Origin of the sequence: Streptomyces sp. SID9727 (assembly GCF_010550605.1) — a bacterium.
In the GTDB taxonomy this organism is placed as follows: Bacteria; Actinomycetota; Actinomycetes; order Streptomycetales; family Streptomycetaceae; genus Streptomyces.
In genome coordinates this window covers 1-18,898 of record NZ_JAAGNI010000157.1, presented here as the reverse complement: position 1 = coordinate 18,898, position 18,898 = coordinate 1, and the positions used below count along the sequence as shown (strand labels likewise).

Here is an 18,898-nt window from a genome sequence, read left to right as displayed (position 1 = left end):
CGGCCGCGGTGGCCGCGGTGGCGAGCGTGGCGGCCGCGGCCGCAAGCCGCAGCAGTCGGCTCCGGCCGCCGAGGCCCCCAAGGCCGAGGCGACCGCCGCTGCTCCGGCTGCTGAGAGCACCGGAACGGAGGCCTGACCGAAATGCTGATCCCCCGTAGGGTCAAGCACCGCAAGCAGCACCACCCGAAGCGCAGCGGCATGTCCAAGGGTGGCACGCAGGTTGCGTTCGGCGAGTACGGCATCCAGGCGCTGACCCCGGCGTACGTGACGAACCGTCAGATCGAGTCCGCTCGTATCGCCATGACGCGTCACATCAAGCGTGGCGGCAAGGTCTGGATCAACATCTACCCGGACCGTCCCCTCACCAAGAAGCCTGCCGAGACCCGCATGGGTTCCGGTAAGGGTTCCCCGGAGTGGTGGATCGCCAACGTCAAGCCCGGACGCGTCATGTTCGAGCTGTCGTACCCCAACGAGAAGATCGCCCGTGAGGCGCTGACTCGTGCGGCCCACAAGCTGCCGATGAAGTGCCGGATCGTCAAGCGCGAGGCAGGTGAAGCGTGATGTCGGCCGGTACCAAGGCGTCCGAGCTGCGCGAGCTGGGCAACGAGGAGCTCCTCAACAAGCTCCGCGAGGCCAAGGAAGAGCTGTTCAACCTCCGCTTTCAGGCGGCGACGGGCCAGCTCGAGAACCACGGTCGGCTCAAGTCCGTCCGTAAGGACATCGCCCGGATCTACACCCTGATGCGCGAGCGCGAGCTGGGCATCGAAACGGTGGAGAGCGTCTGATGAGCGAGAACACTGTGACTGAGACCAAGACCGAGCGCGGCTTCCGCAAGACCCGCGAGGGCCTCGTCGTCAGCGACAAGATGGACAAGACCGTCGTCGTCGCCGTCGAGGACCGCGTGAAGCACGCGCTGTACGGCAAGGTCATCCGCCGTACGAACAAGCTCAAGGCCCACGACGAGCAGAACTCCGCCGGTGTCGGCGACCGCGTCCTCCTGATGGAGACCCGGCCGCTGTCCGCCACCAAGCGGTGGCGCATCGTCGAGATCCTCGAGAAGGCCAAGTAATTCCTGAGGGGGCTTCCCCTCAGGTCAGTTCCGCCAGGCTCGGCAGGGGCGCCCGTTAGCGGGGCCCCTGCCGGGAACCGGCAGACGATCAGGAGATAGACGTGATCCAGCAGGAGTCGCGACTGCGCGTCGCCGACAACACGGGTGCGAAGGAAATTCTCACCATCCGTGTTCTCGGTGGCTCGGGTCGCCGCTACGCGGGCATCGGTGACGTCATCGTCGCCACCGTCAAGGACGCGATCCCCGGTGGCAACGTGAAGAAGGGTGACGTCGTCAAGGCGGTCATCGTTCGCACCGTCAAGGAGCGTCGTCGCCAGGATGGCTCGTACATCCGCTTCGACGAGAACGCCGCCGTCATTCTGAAGAACGACGGCGACCCCCGCGGCACCCGTATCTTCGGCCCGGTGGGCCGTGAGCTGCGCGAGAAGAAGTTCATGAAGATCATCTCGCTCGCGCCGGAGGTGCTGTAAGCATGAAGATCAAGAAGGGCGACCTGGTACAGGTCATCACCGGTAAGGACAAGGGCAAGCAGGGCAAGGTCATCGTGGCCTACCCCGCTCAGGACCGCGTCCTCGTCGAGGGTGTCAACCGGGTCAAGAAGCACACCAAGGCCGGCCAGACCGCTCGCGGTTCGCAGACCGGTGGCATTGTGACGACCGAGGCCCCGATCCACGTCAGCAACGTGCAGCTGGTTGTTGAGAAGGACGGCAACAAGGTCGTTACTCGCGTCGGCTACCGCTTTGACGACGAGGGCAACAAGATCCGTGTTGCCAAGCGCACCGGTGAGGACATCTGATGACTACCACCACCGCGCCGCGTCTCAAGACGCGCTACCGCGAGGAAATCGCCGGCAAGCTGCGTGAGGAGTTCTCCTACGAGAACGTCATGCAGATCCCCGGTCTGGTCAAGATCGTGGTCAACATGGGTGTGGGCGACGCCGCCCGCGACTCCAAGCTGATCGACGGTGCCGTCAAGGACCTCACCACGATCACCGGTCAGAAGCCGGCCGTCACCAAGGCCCGCAAGTCGATCGCGCAGTTCAAGCTGCGCGAGGGGCAGCCGATCGGCTGCCACGTCACCCTCCGCGGTGACCGCATGTGGGAGTTCCTGGACCGTACGCTGTCGCTCGCGCTGCCGCGTATCCGTGACTTCCGCGGCCTGTCGCCCAAGCAGTTCGACGGCCGTGGCAACTACACCTTCGGTCTCACGGAGCAGGTCATGTTCCACGAGATCGACCAGGACAAGATCGACCGGGTCCGGGGCATGGACATCACCGTGGTCACCACGGCGACCAATGACGACGAGGGTCGTGCCCTCCTTCGTCACCTCGGCTTCCCGTTCAAGGAGAACTGACCGTGGCGAAGAAGGCTCTGATCGCTAAGGCCGCCCGTAAGCCGAAGTTCGGCGTCCGGGGTTACACCCGGTGCCAGCGCTGCGGCCGGCCCCACTCCGTCTACCGCAAGTTCGGCCTGTGCCGCGTGTGCCTTCGTGAGATGGCTCACCGTGGCGAGCTGCCGGGCGTGACCAAGAGCTCCTGGTAATTCTCCTCCGCCCTCTGGGCGTTGGGAATCACCGGAGACTCTCGGTAAGCATCTGGTCGGCAGGAGTCCGGCCCCGCATGCCGTAGGCTTGCAGGGTTGGGCGCCTGCCGCCCATGACCGACTTACTACGCCGTAGGTCCCCGCACCGCACCCGTCCCGCCTCTGAGCGGGGAGAGGGATGGCGCATACAGGAAACCCCGGCGAGAGAGGCCGAAGGCCAACTCATGACCATGACTGATCCCATCGCAGACATGCTCACGCGTCTGCGCAACGCGAACTCGGCGTACCACGACGACGTCGTGATGCCGCACAGCAAGATCAAGTCGCACATCGCGGAGATCCTCCAGCAGGAGGGCTTCATCACCGGCTGGAAGGTCGAGGACGCCGAGGTCGGCAAGAACCTCGTCCTCAACCTGAAGTTCGGTCCGAACCGCGAGCGTTCGATCGCCGGCATCAAGCGCATCTCGAAGCCGGGTCTGCGTGTCTACGCAAAGTCCACCAACCTGCCGAAGGTCCTCGGCGGCCTGGGCGTGGCGATCATCTCCACGTCCCACGGTCTCCTGACCGGCCAGCAGGCTCAGAAGAAGGGCGTAGGTGGGGAAGTCCTCGCCTACGTCTGGTAGTCGGGAACGGAGGAATAGCTCATGTCGCGAATCGGCAAGCTCCCCATCCAGGTTCCCGCCGGTGTGGACGTCACCATCGACGGCCGTACGGTCAACGTGAAGGGTCCCAAGGGCACCCTCACGCACACCGTTGCGTCTCCGATCGAGGTCACCAAGGGTGAGGACGGCGTTCTGAACGTCGTCCGCCCGAACGACGAGCGTCAGAACAAGGCCCTGCACGGCCTGTCCCGCACGCTGGTGGCGAACATGATCACCGGTGTGACCCAGGGGTACATCAAGGCGCTCGAGATCAGCGGTGTCGGTTACCGCGTCCAGGCGAAGGGCTCCAATCTGGAGTTCGCCCTGGGCTACAGCCACCCGATCCTGATCGAGGCCCCGGAGGGCATCACCTTCAAGGTGGAGACCCCCACGAAGTTCACCGTCGAGGGCATCGACAAGCAGAAGGTCGGCGAGACCGCGGCCAAGATCCGCAAGCTGCGGAAGCCTGACCCGTACAAGGCCAAGGGCGTCAAGTACGCCGGCGAGGTCATCCGCCGCAAGGTCGGAAAGGCTGGTAAGTAGCCATGGCATACGGCGTGAAGATCGCCAAGGGCGACGCGTACAAGCGCGCGGCTCGCAAGCGGCGCCACATCCGCGTCCGCAAGCACATCTCCGGCTCGCCGGAGCGTCCGCGCCTGGTCGTGACCCGCTCCAACCGCCACATGGTGGCTCAGGTCATCGACGACATCGCGGGCCACACGCTCGCGTCGGCGTCGACCCTGGACGTCTCCATCCGTGGTGGCGAGGGCGACAAGAGCAGCCAGGCCAAGCAGGTCGGCGCCCTGGTCGCCGAGCGTGCCAAGGCCGCAGGCGTCGAGGCCGTCGTGTTTGACCGCGGTGGTAACCAGTACGCCGGGCGGATTGCCGCTCTGGCTGACGCCGCCCGTGAAGCCGGGCTGAAGTTCTAGCCCCGGTTCCTACGCACAGCGGACGTAACAGAGAGAGGTAAATCCAATGGCTGGACCCCAGCGCCGCGGAAGCGGTGCCGGTGGCGGCGAGCGGCGGGACCGGAAGGGCCGTGACGGCGGCGCTGCCGCCGCCGAGAAGACCGCGTACGTCGAGCGCGTCGTCGCGATCAACCGAGTCGCCAAGGTTGTGAAGGGTGGTCGTCGCTTCAGCTTCACCGCGCTGGTCGTGGTGGGCGATGGTGACGGCACCGTCGGTGTCGGTTACGGCAAGGCCAAGGAAGTTCCCGCGGCCATCGCCAAGGGCGTGGAAGAGGCCAAGAAGAACTTCTTCAAGGTCCCGCGTATCCAGGGCACCATCCCTCACCCGATCCAGGGTGAGAAGGCCGCGGGCGTCGTCCTGCTCAAGCCGGCTTCCCCGGGTACCGGTGTGATCGCCGGTGGTCCGGTGCGCGCCGTCCTGGAGTGCGCCGGCGTCCACGACATCCTGTCGAAGTCGCTCGGGTCCTCGAACCCGATCAACATCGTGCACGCGACCGTGGCGGCCCTCCAGGGCCTGCAGCGTCCCGAGGAGATCGCGGCCCGCCGCGGTCTGCCCCTCGAGGACGTCGCCCCCGCGGCCCTGCTTCGTGCGCGTGCGGGAGCGGGTGCGTAATGGCTCGCCTCAAGATCACGCAGACGAAGTCGTACATCGGCAGCAAGCAGAACCACCGCGACACCCTGCGTTCGCTCGGGCTCAAGCGCCTGAACGACTCGGTTGTCAAGGAGGACCGCCCCGAGTTCCGCGGCATGGTGCACACCGTCCGCCACCTCGTGACGGTTGAGGAGGTCGACTGACATGGCGGAGAACAAGCCGCTGAAGGCCCACGACCTCCGGCCTGCCCCGGGCGCCAAGACCGCCAAGACCCGTGTGGGTCGTGGTGAGGCGTCCAAGGGTAAGACCGCTGGTCGTGGCACCAAGGGCACCAAGGCCCGCTACCAGGTTCCGCAGCGCTTCGAGGGTGGGCAGATGCCCCTCCACATGCGTCTGCCGAAGCTCAAGGGCTTCAAGAACCCGTTCCGCACGGAGTACCAGGTCGTGAACCTGGACAAGCTCGCGACGCTCTACCCCGAGGGTGGAGAGGTCACGGTGGCCGACCTGGTCGCCAAGGGTGCCGTGCGCAACAACCACCTCGTCAAGGTCCTCGGACAGGGCGAGATCTCCGTGGCGCTGCAGGTTTCGGTTGACGCCGTCTCCGGCTCCGCCAAGGAGAAGATCACCGCCGCCGGCGGTACCGTCACCGAACTGGTCTGAGACAACTCGGACACTTCGGTGACCTGAACATCCGACCGGGGATGCCCTCTCAAATGGGGCATCCCCGGTTGGTCGTTCCTAGGGGGGCATGTACGCCGGTAAGGTGGCGTCCGTTGCTGTGGTATCCCCTGGGCGCACGCGTCCGGGCTCCTTGGCTTTTACGTATCCGTCGATCCTCAAGACCGTCACCTCTACGCTCTGCGCGGGGGTCGCAGGAGGCACCGTGCTCACCGGCTTCGCCCGGGCGTTCAAGACGCCCGACCTGCGCAAGAAGCTGCTCTTCACTCTCGGCATCATCGTGCTCTACCGGCTCGGGGCCCACATCCCGGTACCGGGCGTGAGCTACGAGAACGTCCAGACCTGTGTTGATCAGGCCAGTAAGGGCAACAACAGCCTCTTCGGCCTGGTGAACATGTTCAGCGGTGGTGCGCTGCTGCAGATCACGATCTTCGCGCTCGGCATCATGCCGTACATCACGGCCAGCATCATTCTCCAGCTGCTGACCGTGGTCATCCCCCGACTCGAGGCGCTCAAGAAGGAGGGGCAGTCCGGCACGGCGAAGATCACGCAGTACACGCGTTATCTGACGGTCGCGCTCGCCATCCTCCAGGGCACCGGCCTGGTCGCCACCGCCCGCAGCGGCGCCCTGTTCAGCGGCTGCCCCGTCGCCGACCAGATCGTCCCCAACGACTCGCTGTTCACGACCATCACGATGGTCATCACGATGACCGCCGGCACCGCCGCCGTCATGTGGCTCGGTGAGCTCATCACCGACCGCGGCATCGGCAACGGCATGTCGATCCTGATGTTCATCTCGATCGCCGCCACCTTCCCGTCCGCCCTCTGGGCCATCAAGACCAGCGGCAAGCTCGCGGACGGCTGGATCGAGTTCGCCGCCGTCATCCTCATCGGCTTCGTCATGGTGGCCCTCGTCGTCTTCGTCGAGCAGGCCCAGCGCCGCGTCCCGGTGCAGTACGCGAAGCGCATGATCGGACGCCGCTCGTACGGTGGCACCTCCACCTACATCCCGCTCAAGGTGAACCAGGCGGGTGTGATCCCCGTCATCTTCGCTTCGTCGCTGCTCTACATCCCCGCCCTGATCGTCCAGTTCTCCAACTCCAAGGCCGGCTGGGCCGTCTGGATCCAGGACAACCTGACCAAGGGCGACCACCCCATCTACATGACGGTCTACTTCCTCCTGATCGTGTTCTTCGCCTTCTTCTATGTGGCGATCTCGTTCAACCCCGAGGAAGTCGCCGACAACATGAAGAAGTATGGTGGCTTCATCCCGGGTATCCGGGCAGGTCGACCTACTGCCGAGTACCTGAGCTATGTGCTCAACAGGATCACTTGGCCGGGCTCGCTGTACCTGGGTCTGATCGCTCTGGTGCCGACGATGGCGTTGGCAAGCTTCGGCGGTGGCGCCAACCAGAACTTCCCGTTCGGCGGGACGAGCATCCTCATCATCGTGGGTGTGGGTCTGGAGACCGTGAAGCAGATCGAGAGTCAGCTCCAGCAGCGCAATTACGAAGGGTTCCTCCGCTGATGCGAATCGTCCTCGTCGGCCCGCCGGGTGCCGGCAAGGGAACGCAGGCCGCGTACCTTGCCAAGAACCTGTCGATTCCGCACATCTCCACGGGCGACCTCTTCCGCGCCAACATCAGCCAGGGCACCGACCTTGGCAAGCAGGCCCGCGCCTACATGGACGCCGGGCAGCTGGTGCCGGACGAGGTGACGAACGGGATGGCCAAGGACCGCATGTCCCAGCCGGACGCGGCCGACGGCTTCCTGCTCGACGGCTTCCCGCGCAACGTGGGCCAGGCCGAAGCCCTGGACGTGATGCTCAAGGACGAGGGCGTGAAGCTGGACGCCGTGCTCGACCTGGAGGTCCCCGAGGACGAGGTCGTGAAGCGGATCGCGGGTCGCCGCATCTGCCGCAACGACAGCGCGCACGTCTTCCACGTCACGTACAACCCGCCGAAGACCGAGGGCGTCTGCGACGCCTGCGGCGGCGAGCTGTACCAGCGCGAGGACGACACCGAGGAGACGGTGCGTACCCGGCTGGAGGTCTACCACACGCAGACCGAGCCGATCATCGACTACTACCGGGCACAGGACCTGGTGGTCACCATCTCCGCGCTCGGGAAGGTCACCGACGTGACCGACCGGGCCATGGAGGCGCTGAAGAAGTCCCGCGAGGACTGAGCGCCGACCCCGTAGCAAGCGCAGCACCCGCAGTCACCAGCCGGCCGCGGCGTCCTCGGACGCCGCGGCCGACTGCTTGCCGCCGCGTATCGTGGAAGACCCGCCCCCCGTCACCCGTCCCACCGGAAAGGCGCCGCAGCATGGTGCAGATCAAGACCCCCGAGCAGATCGCGAAGATGCGCGAGGCGGGGCTGGTGGTCGCTGCCATCCACGCGGCGACCCGCGAGGCGGCGGTGCCCGGCGCCACCACCCGCGACCTGGACCAGGTCGCCCGCAAGGTGATCGCCGACCACGGCGCCAAGTCGAACTTCCTCGGGTACGGCGGGTTCCCCGCGACCATCTGCACCTCCGTGAACGAGGTCGTCGTCCACGGCATCCCGGACGACAAGACGGTCCTCAAGGACGGCGACATCATCTCCATCGACGCCGGGGCGATCGTGGACGGCTGGCACGGCGACGCCGCGTACACCGCCTTCGTGGGCACGGGGCACGCTCCGGAGCTGATCGAGCTGTCCCGGGTGACCGAGGAGTCGATGTGGGCCGGCATCGCCGCGATGAAGGTCAACAACCGCCTGGTCGACATCTCCAAGGCGATCGAGTCCTACATCCGCCGCCAGCCCCGCCCGGCCACCGGCAAGTACGGGATCATCGAGGACTACGGCGGGCACGGCATCGGTACCGAGATGCACATGGACCCGCACCTGCTGAACTACGTCTCCCGCAAGCGCGGCAAGGGCGTCAAGCTGGTCCCGGGCCTCTGCCTGGCCATCGAGCCCATGGTCTCGCTGGGCACCCCGCACACGGAGGTGCTGGAGGACGAGTGGACCGTCATCACCACGGACGGCACCTGGTCCTCGCACTGGGAGCACTCCATCGCCCTCACGGAGCAGGGTCCCCTGGTCCTCACCGCCCCGGACTGCGGCCGCGAGAAGCTGGCGCAGTACGGCGTCGAGGCCGCGCCGGACCCCCTGGGCTGATTCCGGTCCTCCAAGAGGTCTAAGGATCTCCCCGGCTGGGCAAACTTGACGGATTCGCATTCGGGAGTTCGCTGACGTAGACTGACTCGTCGGCTCTCGTGCATCCGTGTGCCCGCATACGAAGAGCGAAAGTCGATCAAGGTAGCCGATTCGAAGGGCGAAGCGTGGCCAAGAAGCAAGGTGCCATCGAAATTGAGGGCACCGTGATCGAGTCCCTCCCGAACGCCATGTTCAAGGTGGAGCTCCAGAACGGTCACAAGGTCCTCGCGCACATCAGCGGCAAGATGCGTATGCACTACATCCGCATCCTCCCGGATGACCGGGTCGTCGTGGAGCTCTCTCCGTACGACCTGACGCGTGGCCGGATCGTCTACCGCTACAAGTAGATCTTGCCGCCGTCCGCACTCGTGCGGACGTGGGCACTGACCCGGAGAACCTGACATCCCATGAAGGTCAAGCCGAGCGTCAAGAAGATCTGCGACAAGTGCAAGGTGATCCGCCGTCACGGCCGGGTCATGGTCATCTGCGACAACCTGCGCCACAAGCAGCGCCAGGGCTGACGCACGACCCCCTGCATCTCGCAGTTCGCGCGACGCACGTAACACGTACATACGCAGAGCCCGTCCAAGCCACGGCTGACGACACCTCCGGCGGGGGCCGGGGACCCGGACGTACCACCTCTCCCAGCGAGGGGTCGGCGGTCGGGAGTGGTTCTGCGGAAGACCCCCGACATAACAACTGGAGCCATTGAATGGCACGCGTTTCAGGTGTTGACATCCCGCGCGAAAAGCGCGTGGAGGTTGCCCTCACCTACGTCTTCGGTATCGGGCGCACCCGGTCCAAGGAGATCCTCGCCGCCTCCGGCGTGAACCCGAACACCCGCGTTCGCGACCTGGCCGAAGAGGACCTGGTCAAGATCCGCGAGTACGTGGACGCCAACCTCCGCACCGAGGGTGACCTCCGCCGCGAGATCCAGGCCGACATCCGCCGCAAGGTCGAGATCGGCTGCTACCAGGGTCTCCGTCACCGTCGCGGTCTGCCGGTCCACGGCCAGCGCACCAGCACCAACGCCCGTACCCGCAAGGGTCCGCGTCGCGCGATCGCCGGCAAGAAGAAGCCCGGCAAGAAGTAGTCCTCAGCGGACGCACTGCGGGCGACCGGCTTCCCGGCCTCCGCAGCAACCAGCGGTCTTCGCTGTAGGACCGATCACCTCCCCTCTCCATCTGGAGTCAAGACATGCCCCCCAAGGGTCGTCAGGGCGCAGCCAAGAAGGTGCGTCGCAAGGAAAAGAAGAACGTCGCTCACGGCCACGCGCACATCAAGAGCACGTTCAACAACACGATCGTCTCGATCACGGACCCCACGGGCAACGTGATCTCCTGGGCCTCCGCCGGCCACGTCGGCTTCAAGGGCTCGCGCAAGTCCACCCCCTTCGCCGCGCAGATGGCCGCCGAGTCGGCCGCCCGCCGCGCGCAGGAGCACGGCATGCGCAAGGTCGACGTCTTCGTCAAGGGTCCGGGCTCCGGCCGCGAGACCGCGATCCGCTCCCTCCAGGCCACCGGCCTCGAGGTCGGCTCGATCCAGGACGTCACCCCGACGCCGCACAACGGCTGCCGTCCGCCGAAGCGTCGCCGCGTCTGAGTCGTCACGGCCGGTGACGGCCGTGCGCCAGTAGCGCCGGGTCCGGGCGGTACACCTCTTCCGAGGCGTACCGCCCGTACCCTTGTTACATCTGTCGGGCATCAAATAGTGGGTGCCCACGACTGAAGGATTCACATCATGCTGATCGCTCAGCGTCCGTCGCTGACCGAAGAGGTCGTCGACGAGTTCCGCTCGCGGTTCGTCATCGAGCCGCTGGAGCCCGGTTTCGGCTACACGCTCGGCAACTCCCTGCGCCGCACGCTCCTCTCCTCGATCCCGGGTGCCGCTGTCACCAGCATCCGCATCGACGGTGTCCTGCACGAGTTCACCACCGTGCCGGGCGTCAAGGAGGACGTGACCGACCTCATCCTCAACATCAAGCAGCTGGTCGTCTCCTCGGAGCACGACGAGCCTGTCGTGATGTACCTGCGCAAGCAGGGCCCCGGCCTGGTCACCGCCGCGGACATCGCCCCGCCGGCCGGTGTCGAGGTGCACAACCCGGACCTGGTCCTCGCCACGCTGAACGGCAAGGGCAAGCTGGAGATGGAGCTGACCGTCGAGCGCGGTCGCGGCTACGTCTCCGCCGTCCAGAACAAGCAGGTGGGCCAGGAGATCGGCCGTATCCCGGTCGACTCCATCTACTCGCCGGTGCTCAAGGTCACGTACAAGGTCGAGGCGACCCGTGTCGAGCAGCGCACCGACTTCGACAAGCTGATCGTCGACGTCGAGACCAAGCAGGCCATGCGTCCGCGTGACGCGATGGCGTCGGCCGGTAAGACCCTGGTCGAGCTGTTCGGTCTGGCGCGCGAGCTCAACATCGACGCCGAGGGCATCGACATGGGCCCGTCGCCGACGGACGCCGCGCTCGCGGCGGACCTGGCGCTGCCGATCGAGGAGCTGGAGCTCACGGTCCGCTCGTACAACTGCCTGAAGCGCGAGGGCATCCACTCGGTGGGCGAGCTGGTGGCCCGCTCCGAGGCGGACCTGCTCGACATCCGCAACTTCGGTGCGAAGTCGATCGACGAGGTCAAGGCGAAGCTGGCCGGTATGGGCCTGGCGCTGAAGGACTCGCCTCCCGGCTTCGACCCGACCGCCGCCGCGGACGCCTTCGGCGCCGAGGACGACGCGGACGCCGGTTTCGTGGAGACCGAGCAGTACTGAGTCGCCTCCCGGCTGGGGTGCGCCCTGTTCGCAGGGGTGCCCCGGTCCGGGCGAGGGCTTGTGTCCTCAATCGCCGGACGGGCTTGAACGCCCGCCCCGAGCACACACTTCCGTGCGGCGGCCGCCGCGCGGGAACTGACACCGGTACCTGATACGGCCGGTGCAGCACACAAGGAGAAAACCCATGCCGAAGCCCGCCAAGGGTGCCCGTCTGGGCGGCAGCGCCGCGCACGAGAAGCTTCTTCTCAACAACCTCGCGAAGTCGCTGTTCGAGCACGGCCGCATCACCACGACCGAGGCCAAGGCCCGCCGCCTGCGTCCGGTCGCGGAGCGTTTCATCACCAAGGCGAAGAAGGGCGACATCCACAACCGTCGCCTGGTGCTGCAGTCGATCACGGACAAGGGCGTCGTCCACACGCTCTTCACCGAGATCGCCCCGCGGTACGAGAACCGCCCCGGTGGTTACACCCGCATCACCAAGATCGGCAACCGTCGTGGCGACAACGCCCCGATGGCCGTCATCGAGCTGGTCGAGGCGCTGACCGTGGCGCAGCAGGCCACCGGTGAGGCCGAGGCCGCCACCAAGCGTGCGGTCAAGGAAGACGCGGCCAAGAAGGACGAGACCCCGGTCGAGTCCGTCGAGGACGCGCAGGACGCCTGAGCGTTCCGGAACCACTGAACGGGTCCGCATCACCCTCCGGGGCGGTGCGGGCCCGTTCGGCTGTGCGGGATCTTGAGAGGATGCGCTGGTGAGTGACGAGGTGGAGCCCGGCTTTGTCCGGGTGCGGCTGGACCTGGCCTATGACGGCAAGGACTTCTCGGGCTGGGCGAAGCAGACCGCGCGGCGGACGGTCCAGGGCGAGATCGAGGACGCGCTGCGGACCGTGACCCGCTCCTCGCGCACGTACGACCTGACGGTGGCCGGCCGCACCGACGCCGGGGTGCACGCCCGGGGCCAGGTCGCCCATGTCGACCTGCCGGACGAGGTGTGGGCCGAGCACGAGGAGAAGCTGCTGAGGCGGCTCGCCGGGCGGATGGCCCCCGATGTGCGGGTCTGGCGGATCAAGGAGGCGCCGCCCGGGTTCAACGCCCGGTTCTCCGCCCTGTGGCGCCGGTACGCGTACCGCGTCGCCGACCGCCCCGGCGGCGTCGACCCCCTGGTCCGGGGCCACGTGCTCTGGCACGACCGGCCGCTGGACGTGGCCGCGATGAACGCCGCCGCGGCCCGGATGACCGGGGAGCACGACTTCGCCGCGTACTGCAAGAAGCGCGAGGGCGCGACGACCATCCGGACGCTCCAGAAGCTGCACTGGGTGCGGGACCGGGAGACCGGGATCATCACCGGGACCGTGCAGGCGGACGCCTTCTGCCACAACATGGTGCGCGCCCTCGTCGGCGCGATGCTCTTCGTGGGCGACGGGCGGCGCCCCGACCCGTGGCCGGCCGAGGTGCTGGCGGCCGGGGTGCGCGACCCCGGGGTCCACGTGGTGCGCCCGCACGGGCTGACGCTGGAGGAGGTCGCGTACCCGGCCGACGAACTGCTGGCGGCGCGCGCGGTGGAGGCCCGGAACGTGCGGACGCTGCCGGGGGCCGGCTGCTGCTAGGGCCTGCCGCGCCTGGCGCCGTGCGGCCGCCCTAGGTCGTCGTGATGTCGGCGGCGGCCGACGCCTGGACCTCGCCGCGGTGGCGGATCCGGCGGAACGTGTAGTCCGTGAGGTCGTCGCCGGTCGTGTACACGTCCTTGTCGGCCTGGGTGGCGTCGCGGCCGTCCGTGAAGCCGCCGACCGTGAAGTACGCGTACCGGCCGTACGCGTTCGCGGTGCGGCGGCAGATCACGCCGTCGCGGCAGAAGACCGGGACGCCCGGCCCGCTCAGCGAGGCCAGCCCGCCGGTCGCGAGCCGCGCGGTGCGCTTCGCCTGGGCCTCCGTGTCGAAGACCGCGATGCCGACGGTGACCGCCACGCCGTTCCGGCTGTACGTGGCCCGGATGACCTGGTCGCAGCCGTTGGCGGTGAGGATCGCGCCCAGCGCGCCCTGGGTGGTCGCCGCGCACTGCTTTGTACGGTGGGTCGCGCCCCTGGCGTACGTACGGCCTCCGGCGGTCAGCTCGTCGTCGGGGAAGAAGGCGTCGACGTTCACCGGCAGCCGGTCCTTCTTCACGTCGGCGACGTAGTCCCGGGGGTCCGGCGGGGGCGGAGGCGCCACCGAGGAGAAGGACGGCTCGGGGGCGGGGAGCCCGGTCGGCAGGTCGTCCGCCGTGGGCAGCTCGCTCGCGTGCTTCCCGGCCTCGTGGCGGGAGCCGCCGCCGTTCGCGGAGACCACCGCCGTCGCCACGGCCGCGGCGACGGCCGCCGTGGCCAGGGCGCCGCCTCCGATCAGCAGCCACTTCCTGCGCCTGGCGCGGGCCGCGGAGGCGTCGGCCAGGGCTTCCCAGTCGGGAGTGCCGCTGTTGCCGGGCCCCTCGGAGGGCCCCCCGTCCCCAAAGCTCATGCCGCGCATCCTAGTGCCGCGTCAGCCAAGGTTCGCCCCGTCGCGACGCCATGCACGCACTCTCGCCGCACCGGCCGAAAGCCCACGTACGTCCAGTACGTGGGCTTCCGGCCGGCACGCCGAGAGCACGCACCTGACGCCGCTCCTTACCGGGCAAACCGTGGCTGACGCGGCACTGGACGGACCGTAATCCGGTTGGGCCAACCCTTCGCCGCCCGTGACAATGCTCTGCATGGGACATCTCGAAGCGGGCCACCTTGAGTACTACCTTCCGGACGGGCGGGTGCTGCTCGGCGATGCCTCGTTCCGGGTGGCCGACGGTGCCGTCGTCGCTCTCGTCGGGGCGAACGGGGCCGGCAAGACCACGCTGCTGCGGCTGCTCGCCGGCGAGCTCCAGCCGCACGGCGGCTCGGTGTCGGTGAGCGGCGGGCTCGGCGTGATGCGGCAGTTCGTCGGCTCGGTGCGCGACGAGCGCACGGTCCGCGACCTGCTCGTCTCCGTCGCGCAGCCCCGTATCCGGGAGGCCGCGCTCGCCGTCGACCGGGCCGAGGAGCGCATCCTCACCGTGGACGACGAGGCCGCGCAGATGGCGTACGCGCAGGCACTGAGCGACTGGGCGGAGGCGCGCGGGTACGAGGCCGAGACGGTCTGGGACATGTGCACGACGGCCGCGCTCGGCGTCCCCTACGAGAAGGCGCAGTGGCGCGAGGTGCGCACGCTGTCCGGCGGTGAGCAGAAGCGGCTGGTCCTGGAGGCCCTGCTGCGGGGCCCGGACGAGGTGCTGCTCCTGGACGAGCCGGACAACTACCTGGACGTGCCCGGCAAGCGGTGGCTGGAGGAGCGGCTGCGGGAGACCCGTAAGACGGTCCTCTTCGTCTCCCACGACCGGGAGCTGCTGTCCCGCGCCGCGCAGAAGATCGTCAGCGTGGAGCCGGGCCCGGCCGGCAGCGACGTCTGGGTGCACGGCGGCGGCTTCGACACGTACCACCAGGCCCGCAAGGAGCGGTTCGCCCGCTTCGAGGAGCTGCTGCGGCGCTGGGAGGAGGAGCACAAGCGGCTGAAGGCGCTGGTGCACCGGCTGCGCCAGCAGGCGGCGATCAGCCCCGACATGGCGAGCCGCTACCACGCGATGCAGACCCGGTTCCGCAAGTTCGAGGAGGCGGGCCCGCCGCCGGAGCCGCCGCGCGAGCAGGACATCCGGATGCGGCTGCGCGGCGGCCGGACCGGGGTGCGGGCGGTGACCTGCGAGGGCCTGGAGCTGACGGGCCTGATGAAACCCTTCGACCTGGAGATCTTCTACGGGGAACGGGTCGCGGTCCTCGGCTCCAACGGGTCCGGCAAGTCCCACTTCCTGCGGCTGCTGGCGGGCGAGCCCGTCGCGCACGCGGGGAAGTGGAAGCTGGGTGCGCGGGTGGTGCCCGGCCACTTCGCGCAGACCCACACGCATCCGGAGCTGCTGAACCGCACGCTGGTCGACATCCTGTGGACCGAGCACGCGAAGGACCGGGGCGGGGCGATGTCCGTGCTGCGCCGCTACGAGCTGGAGCGGCAGGGGGACCAGCCGTTCGAGAAGCTGTCCGGCGGGCAGCAGGCCCGGTTCCAGATCCTGCTCCTGGAGCTGTCCGGCACGACCGCGCTGCTGCTGGACGAGCCGACGGACAACCTGGACCTGGAGTCGGCGGAGGCGTTGCAGGACGGTCTGGAGGCGTACGAGGGCACGGTGCTCGCGGTGACGCACGACCGGTGGTTCGCGAAGAGCTTCGACCGCTACCTGGTCTTCGGCTCGGACGGGGTCGTCCGGGAGACGTCGGAGCCGGTGTGGGACGAGCGGCGGGTGGAGCGGGCCCGTTAGCGGCGGGCGCGTTTTGACCCGTCCGGTGCCGGACGGGTAGTCTCGACGTTTGTTATGCGTATGGGTCACGTCTCCATGAGGCGCGGAGCCCGTGCGCAGGTTCTCTGGAGCAGTTACCAGTGGCTCGCATACGGGCGTCGTCCCGGCATTGTGTGCCCCAGCTGCATGATCGCTTCAGAGGTGTCGTGTGTCTGGACCCCATCCACTGAAGAAGCGAAGGCTACGAAGTGCGTACGTACAGCCCCAAGCCCGGCGATGTGACTCGCCAGTGGCACATCATTGACGCGCAGGACGTCGTCCTGGGCCGTCTCGCCACCACGGCTGCGAACCTCCTGCGAGGCAAGCACAAGGCGATCTACGCCCCCCACATGGACATGGGCGACTTCGTCATCATCATCAACGCCGACAAGGTTCACCTGTCCGGCAACAAGCGGACCCAGAAGATGGCGTACCGCCACTCCGGGTTCCCGGGCGGTCTGCGCTCCGTGCGCTACGACGACCTGCTCGCGAACAACCCCGAGAAGGCCGTCGAGAAGGCCATCAAGGGCATGATCCCCAAGAACTCCCTGGGCCGTCAGATGATCTCGAAGCTGAAGGTCTACGCGGGCGACCAGCACCCGCACGCTGCGCAGCAGCCGGTCCCGTACGAGATCACCCAGGTCGCGCAGTAGTTCCGGCCTCCCCCCAAAGACATAAAGAAAGATCTGAGGAGAATCGTGGCCGAGACCACTGTTGAGACCGCCGAGGGCACCGAGGGCGAGGAGACCTTCGCCGAGGTGACCACCTTCGAGTCCGAGGTCCCCGTCGAGGGTGAATACACCTCCGAGTCGCTCGCCGGCCGCTTCGGCGACCCGCAGCCCGCCGCCGGCCTGGGCCGTCGCAAGAACGCGATCGCCCGCGTCCGGATCGTTCCGGGCACCGGCAAGTGGAAGATCAACGGTCGCACCCTCGAGAGCTACTTCCCGAACAAGGTGCACCAGCAGGAAGTCAACGAGCCCTTCAAGGTGCTCGAGCTCGACGGCCGTTACGACGTCATCGCCCGCATCGCGGGTGGCGGCGTCTCGGGTCAGGCCGGCGCCCTGCGCCTCGGCGTGGCCCGCGCGCTGAACGAGGCGGACGTGGACAACAACCGCGCGACCCTGAAGAAGGCCGGCTTCCTCTCCCGCGACGACCGTGCGGTCGAGCGCAAGAAGGCCGGTCTCAAGAAGGCCCGCAAGGCCCCGCAGTACAGCAAGCGCTAAACCGCCTGCTCATCCGCGTTACATCGCTCGCCCCGGCGGCACCTCTCGTGCTGCCGGGGCGTTCGTTTATCGACATCCTCGGGCATATAGCGACATAAGGCGTTCATAGGCTTGTTGGTTGCGTGATCTGACTTTTGCGTTTCGGAGCACTTTCGGAGGACACCAGTGGGACGACTCTTCGGCACGGACGGCGTGCGCGGTGTCGCCAATGCGGACCTGACGGCCGAGCTCGCGCTCGGCCTCTCGGTGGCCGCGGCACACGTACTGGCCGAGGCGGGCACCTTCGAGGGCCATCGGCCGACGGCCGTGGTGGGCCGTGACCCACGCGCCTCCGGAGAGTTCCTGGAGGCCGCCGTCGTGGCCGGTCTGGCGAGCGCGGGCGTCGACGTCCTGCGCGTCGGCGTGCTGCCGACCCCGGCCGTCGCGTACCTCACCGGTGCCCTGGGCGCCGATATCGGGGTCATGCTCTCCGCCAGCCACAACGCCATGCCGGACAACGGTGTCAAGTTCTTCGCCCGGGGCGGCCACAAGCTCGCCGACGAGCTGGAGGACCGCATCGAGACGGTGTACGAGCAGCACCGCACCGGTGCGCCGTGGAACCGCCCCACCGGCTCCGGCGTCGGCCGCGTGACCGACTACGTGGAGGGCTTCGACCGGTACGTCGCCCACCTCATCGGCGTCCTGCCGAACCGGCTCGACGGCCTCAAGGTCGTCCTGGACGAGGCGCACGGTGCCGCCGCCCGCGTCTCGCCCGAGGCGTTCGCCCGCGCCGGGGCCGAGGTCGTGACGATCGGCGCCGAGCCGGACGGGCTGAACATCAACGACGGCTGCGGCTCCACGCACCTGGCGCTGCTGCGCGCCGCCGTCGTCGAGAACGGCGCGGACCTGGGCATCGCGCACGACGGCGACGCCGACCGCTGCCTGGCCGTGGACGCGGCGGGCGAGGAGGTCGACGGCGACCAGATCCTCGCCGTGCTGGCCCTCGCCATGCGCGAGGCCGGACAGCTGCGCCGGGACACCGTGGTCGGCACCGTGATGTCGAATCTCGGCTTCAAGCTGGCCATGGAGCGCGAGGGCATCCAGCTCGTCCAGACCGCCGTCGGCGACCGCTACGTCCTGGAGTCCATGAAGGCCGAGGGCTACGCGCTGGGCGGCGAGCAGTCCGGCCACGTCATCGTCCTGGACCACGCCACGACCGGCGACGGCACCCTGACCGGCCTGATGCTCGCGGCCCGGGTCGCCGCGACGGGCCGCCCGCTCGCCGAGCTGGCCGGGGTCATGGAGCGCCTGCCGCAGGTCCTGATCAACGTCCCGGACGTCGACAAGTCCCGCGTGCACACCGCGCAGGAGGTGGCCGCCGCCGTCGCGCAGGCGGAGCGGGAGCTCGGCGCCACCGGCCGCGTGCTGCTGCGCCCCTCGGGCACGGAGCCGCTGGTCCGGGTCATGGTCGAGGCGGCGGACATCGAGCAGGCCCGCACGGTGGCGGGGCAGCTGGCGGACGTCGTGAAGTCGGCGCTGGGCTGACCGGCGCCGGGGGTCCGGCGGGGCGACGGCCCGGTCTCACGGCCGGGCCGTCGCCGTGTCCGGGGCCCCTGAAAGGGGTTGCGGAAGGCTCGGTTCCGGGCATGTCGCACCACCCTTCAGGGTCTGTCCGGCGGGCCGGGGGCGGACAGACCCCGGCCGTCGCGGCGTTCCCGTACCAGCGCGTCGACGATCCGGGCCAGGTCCGCGGGTGCGGCGGCCAGCCGGACCGGTTCGCCGGCGTCGTCCAGCTCGGCGATGTGCCAGTCCCGGGGGACGGTGTCGCCGTCGCTGCCCCGGGCCCGCCGCACGGCCGTGACGGTGAGCCGGTCCGCGGGG

General features: G+C 68.3%; 28 protein-coding genes and 1 pseudogene. 27 read left to right on the top strand and 2 right to left on the bottom strand.

Annotation, left to right across the window (positions count from 1 at the left end):
* Positions 1 to 141 precede the first annotated feature (141 nt).
* The 23 genes from rplP to truA all read left to right on the top strand — a co-directional run bounded on the left by rplP (position 142) and on the right by truA (position 13,059).
* Positions 142 to 561 carry a 50S ribosomal protein L16 gene (gene rplP, locus G3I41_RS10700; protein WP_018101222.1) on the top strand — a complete coding sequence of 140 codons (420 nt, stop codon included), beginning with the start codon at positions 142 to 144 and terminating at the stop codon, positions 559 to 561.
* A complete protein-coding gene (gene rpmC / locus G3I41_RS10695) occupies positions 561 to 785 on the top strand; it encodes a 50S ribosomal protein L29 (RefSeq protein ID WP_014047786.1) in 225 nt (74 codons plus the stop codon). The genes rplP and rpmC overlap by 1 nt, the downstream gene beginning before the upstream one ends.
* The gene (gene rpsQ, locus G3I41_RS10690; RefSeq protein WP_136317111.1) at positions 785 to 1,069 is read left to right on the top strand and encodes a 30S ribosomal protein S17; all 285 of its coding nucleotides are present in this window, start codon (positions 785 to 787) and stop codon (positions 1,067 to 1,069) included. Before rpmC ends, rpsQ begins: the two co-directional genes overlap by 1 nt.
* Positions 1,070 to 1,170: 101 nt before the next feature.
* Entirely contained in the window at positions 1,171 to 1,539 is a 369-nt protein-coding gene (gene rplN, locus G3I41_RS10685; protein WP_003966950.1) for a 50S ribosomal protein L14, read from the top strand.
* Between the two features lie 2 nt (positions 1,540 to 1,541).
* Positions 1,542 to 1,865: a 50S ribosomal protein L24 gene (gene rplX, locus G3I41_RS10680; protein WP_003966949.1), complete on the top strand. Its 324-nt coding sequence runs from the start codon at positions 1,542 to 1,544 to the stop codon at positions 1,863 to 1,865.
* A complete protein-coding gene (rplE, locus tag G3I41_RS10675) occupies positions 1,865 to 2,422 on the top strand; it encodes a 50S ribosomal protein L5 (RefSeq protein ID WP_018101220.1) in 558 nt (185 codons plus the stop codon). The genes rplX and rplE overlap by 1 nt, the downstream gene beginning before the upstream one ends.
* A 2-nt stretch (positions 2,423 to 2,424) precedes the next feature.
* Positions 2,425 to 2,610, top strand: coding sequence for a type Z 30S ribosomal protein S14 (locus G3I41_RS10670; RefSeq protein ID WP_003948630.1), 186 nt, complete (start codon positions 2,425 to 2,427; stop codon positions 2,608 to 2,610).
* Between the two features lie 224 nt (positions 2,611 to 2,834).
* Positions 2,835 to 3,233 (top strand): 30S ribosomal protein S8, encoded by a 399-nt coding sequence (rpsH, locus tag G3I41_RS10660; RefSeq protein WP_164399965.1) that lies wholly within the window; start codon positions 2,835 to 2,837, stop codon positions 3,231 to 3,233.
* A gap of 21 nt (positions 3,234 to 3,254) precedes the next feature.
* Positions 3,255 to 3,794, top strand: a complete 540-nt coding sequence (gene rplF / locus G3I41_RS10655) for a 50S ribosomal protein L6 (RefSeq protein WP_018101218.1) — start codon at positions 3,255 to 3,257, stop codon at positions 3,792 to 3,794.
* A gap of 2 nt (positions 3,795 to 3,796) precedes the next feature.
* Positions 3,797 to 4,180: a 50S ribosomal protein L18 gene (gene rplR, locus G3I41_RS10650; RefSeq protein ID WP_111337428.1), complete on the top strand. Its 384-nt coding sequence runs from the start codon at positions 3,797 to 3,799 to the stop codon at positions 4,178 to 4,180.
* Between the two features lie 46 nt (positions 4,181 to 4,226).
* Positions 4,227 to 4,832 carry a 30S ribosomal protein S5 gene (gene rpsE / locus G3I41_RS10645; protein WP_018101216.1) on the top strand — a complete coding sequence of 202 codons (606 nt, stop codon included), beginning with the start codon at positions 4,227 to 4,229 and terminating at the stop codon, positions 4,830 to 4,832.
* Positions 4,832 to 5,014: a 50S ribosomal protein L30 gene (gene rpmD, locus G3I41_RS10640; RefSeq protein ID WP_003966943.1), complete on the top strand. Its 183-nt coding sequence runs from the start codon at positions 4,832 to 4,834 to the stop codon at positions 5,012 to 5,014. The genes rpsE and rpmD overlap by 1 nt, the downstream gene beginning before the upstream one ends.
* A 1-nt stretch (position 5,015) precedes the next feature.
* Entirely contained in the window at positions 5,016 to 5,471 is a 456-nt protein-coding gene (rplO, locus tag G3I41_RS10635) for a 50S ribosomal protein L15 (protein WP_018101215.1), read from the top strand.
* A gap of 223 nt (positions 5,472 to 5,694) precedes the next feature.
* Positions 5,695 to 7,017, top strand: coding sequence for a preprotein translocase subunit SecY (secY, locus tag G3I41_RS10630; RefSeq protein WP_164399964.1), 1,323 nt, complete (start codon positions 5,695 to 5,697; stop codon positions 7,015 to 7,017).
* Positions 7,017 to 7,676 carry an adenylate kinase gene (locus G3I41_RS10625; protein ID WP_164399963.1) on the top strand — a complete coding sequence of 220 codons (660 nt, stop codon included), beginning with the start codon at positions 7,017 to 7,019 and terminating at the stop codon, positions 7,674 to 7,676. The genes secY and G3I41_RS10625 overlap by 1 nt, the downstream gene beginning before the upstream one ends.
* 140 nt (positions 7,677 to 7,816) lie before the next feature.
* The gene (gene map / locus G3I41_RS10620) at positions 7,817 to 8,653 is read left to right on the top strand and encodes a type I methionyl aminopeptidase (protein ID WP_164399962.1); all 837 of its coding nucleotides are present in this window, start codon (positions 7,817 to 7,819) and stop codon (positions 8,651 to 8,653) included.
* Positions 8,654 to 8,817: 164 nt separating this feature from the next.
* Positions 8,818 to 9,039, top strand: a complete 222-nt coding sequence (gene infA / locus G3I41_RS10615) for a translation initiation factor IF-1 (protein WP_003956442.1) — start codon at positions 8,818 to 8,820, stop codon at positions 9,037 to 9,039.
* Positions 9,040 to 9,099: 60 nt separating this feature from the next.
* A complete protein-coding gene (rpmJ, locus tag G3I41_RS10610) occupies positions 9,100 to 9,213 on the top strand; it encodes a 50S ribosomal protein L36 (protein WP_003956441.1) in 114 nt (37 codons plus the stop codon).
* A 191-nt stretch (positions 9,214 to 9,404) separates the two neighbouring features.
* Complete coding sequence (gene rpsM, locus G3I41_RS10605; RefSeq protein ID WP_018101211.1) at positions 9,405 to 9,785, top strand: 30S ribosomal protein S13; 381 nt, start codon at positions 9,405 to 9,407, stop codon at positions 9,783 to 9,785.
* Between the two features lie 104 nt (positions 9,786 to 9,889).
* Positions 9,890 to 10,294, top strand: a complete 405-nt coding sequence (gene rpsK / locus G3I41_RS10600) for a 30S ribosomal protein S11 (RefSeq protein WP_003948617.1) — start codon at positions 9,890 to 9,892, stop codon at positions 10,292 to 10,294.
* 138 nt (positions 10,295 to 10,432) lie between these two features.
* Positions 10,433 to 11,455: a DNA-directed RNA polymerase subunit alpha gene (locus G3I41_RS10595; protein WP_019526960.1), complete on the top strand. Its 1,023-nt coding sequence runs from the start codon at positions 10,433 to 10,435 to the stop codon at positions 11,453 to 11,455.
* Positions 11,456 to 11,639: 184 nt separating this feature from the next.
* The gene (gene rplQ / locus G3I41_RS10590) at positions 11,640 to 12,116 is read left to right on the top strand and encodes a 50S ribosomal protein L17 (RefSeq protein WP_018101210.1); all 477 of its coding nucleotides are present in this window, start codon (positions 11,640 to 11,642) and stop codon (positions 12,114 to 12,116) included.
* A gap of 88 nt (positions 12,117 to 12,204) precedes the next feature.
* A complete protein-coding gene (gene truA, locus G3I41_RS10585; protein ID WP_164399961.1) occupies positions 12,205 to 13,059 on the top strand; it encodes a tRNA pseudouridine(38-40) synthase TruA in 855 nt (284 codons plus the stop codon).
* A gap of 31 nt (positions 13,060 to 13,090) precedes the next feature.
* On the opposite strand, the gene G3I41_RS10580 is transcribed toward truA, so the two are convergent.
* A complete protein-coding gene (locus G3I41_RS10580) occupies positions 13,091 to 13,945 on the bottom strand; it encodes a hypothetical protein (RefSeq protein WP_203600682.1) in 855 nt (284 codons plus the stop codon).
* A gap of 223 nt (positions 13,946 to 14,168) precedes the next feature.
* Here G3I41_RS10580 and G3I41_RS10575 point away from each other — a divergent pair, with 223 nt between their 5' ends.
* The 4 genes from G3I41_RS10575 (at position 14,169) to glmM (ending at position 18,562) form a co-directional block, all read left to right on the top strand.
* Positions 14,169 to 15,797 carry an ATP-binding cassette domain-containing protein gene (locus tag G3I41_RS10575; RefSeq protein WP_203600687.1) on the top strand — a complete coding sequence of 543 codons (1,629 nt, stop codon included), beginning with the start codon at positions 14,169 to 14,171 and terminating at the stop codon, positions 15,795 to 15,797.
* A gap of 227 nt (positions 15,798 to 16,024) precedes the next feature.
* Entirely contained in the window at positions 16,025 to 16,468 is a 444-nt protein-coding gene (gene rplM / locus G3I41_RS10570; protein WP_018101206.1) for a 50S ribosomal protein L13, read from the top strand.
* Between the two features lie 105 nt (positions 16,469 to 16,573).
* The gene (gene rpsI / locus G3I41_RS10565) at positions 16,574 to 17,038 is read left to right on the top strand and encodes a 30S ribosomal protein S9 (protein ID WP_224756244.1); all 465 of its coding nucleotides are present in this window, start codon (positions 16,574 to 16,576) and stop codon (positions 17,036 to 17,038) included.
* A gap of 165 nt (positions 17,039 to 17,203) precedes the next feature.
* On the top strand, positions 17,204 to 18,562 hold the full coding sequence (gene glmM / locus G3I41_RS10560; protein ID WP_164399958.1) for a phosphoglucosamine mutase: 1,359 nt from the start codon (positions 17,204 to 17,206) through the stop codon (positions 18,560 to 18,562).
* 116 nt (positions 18,563 to 18,678) lie between these two features.
* Here the strand turns inward: glmM and G3I41_RS10555 are convergent.
* Positions 18,679 to 18,898: pseudogene (locus G3I41_RS10555) on the bottom strand (hypothetical protein); the annotation flags it as partial.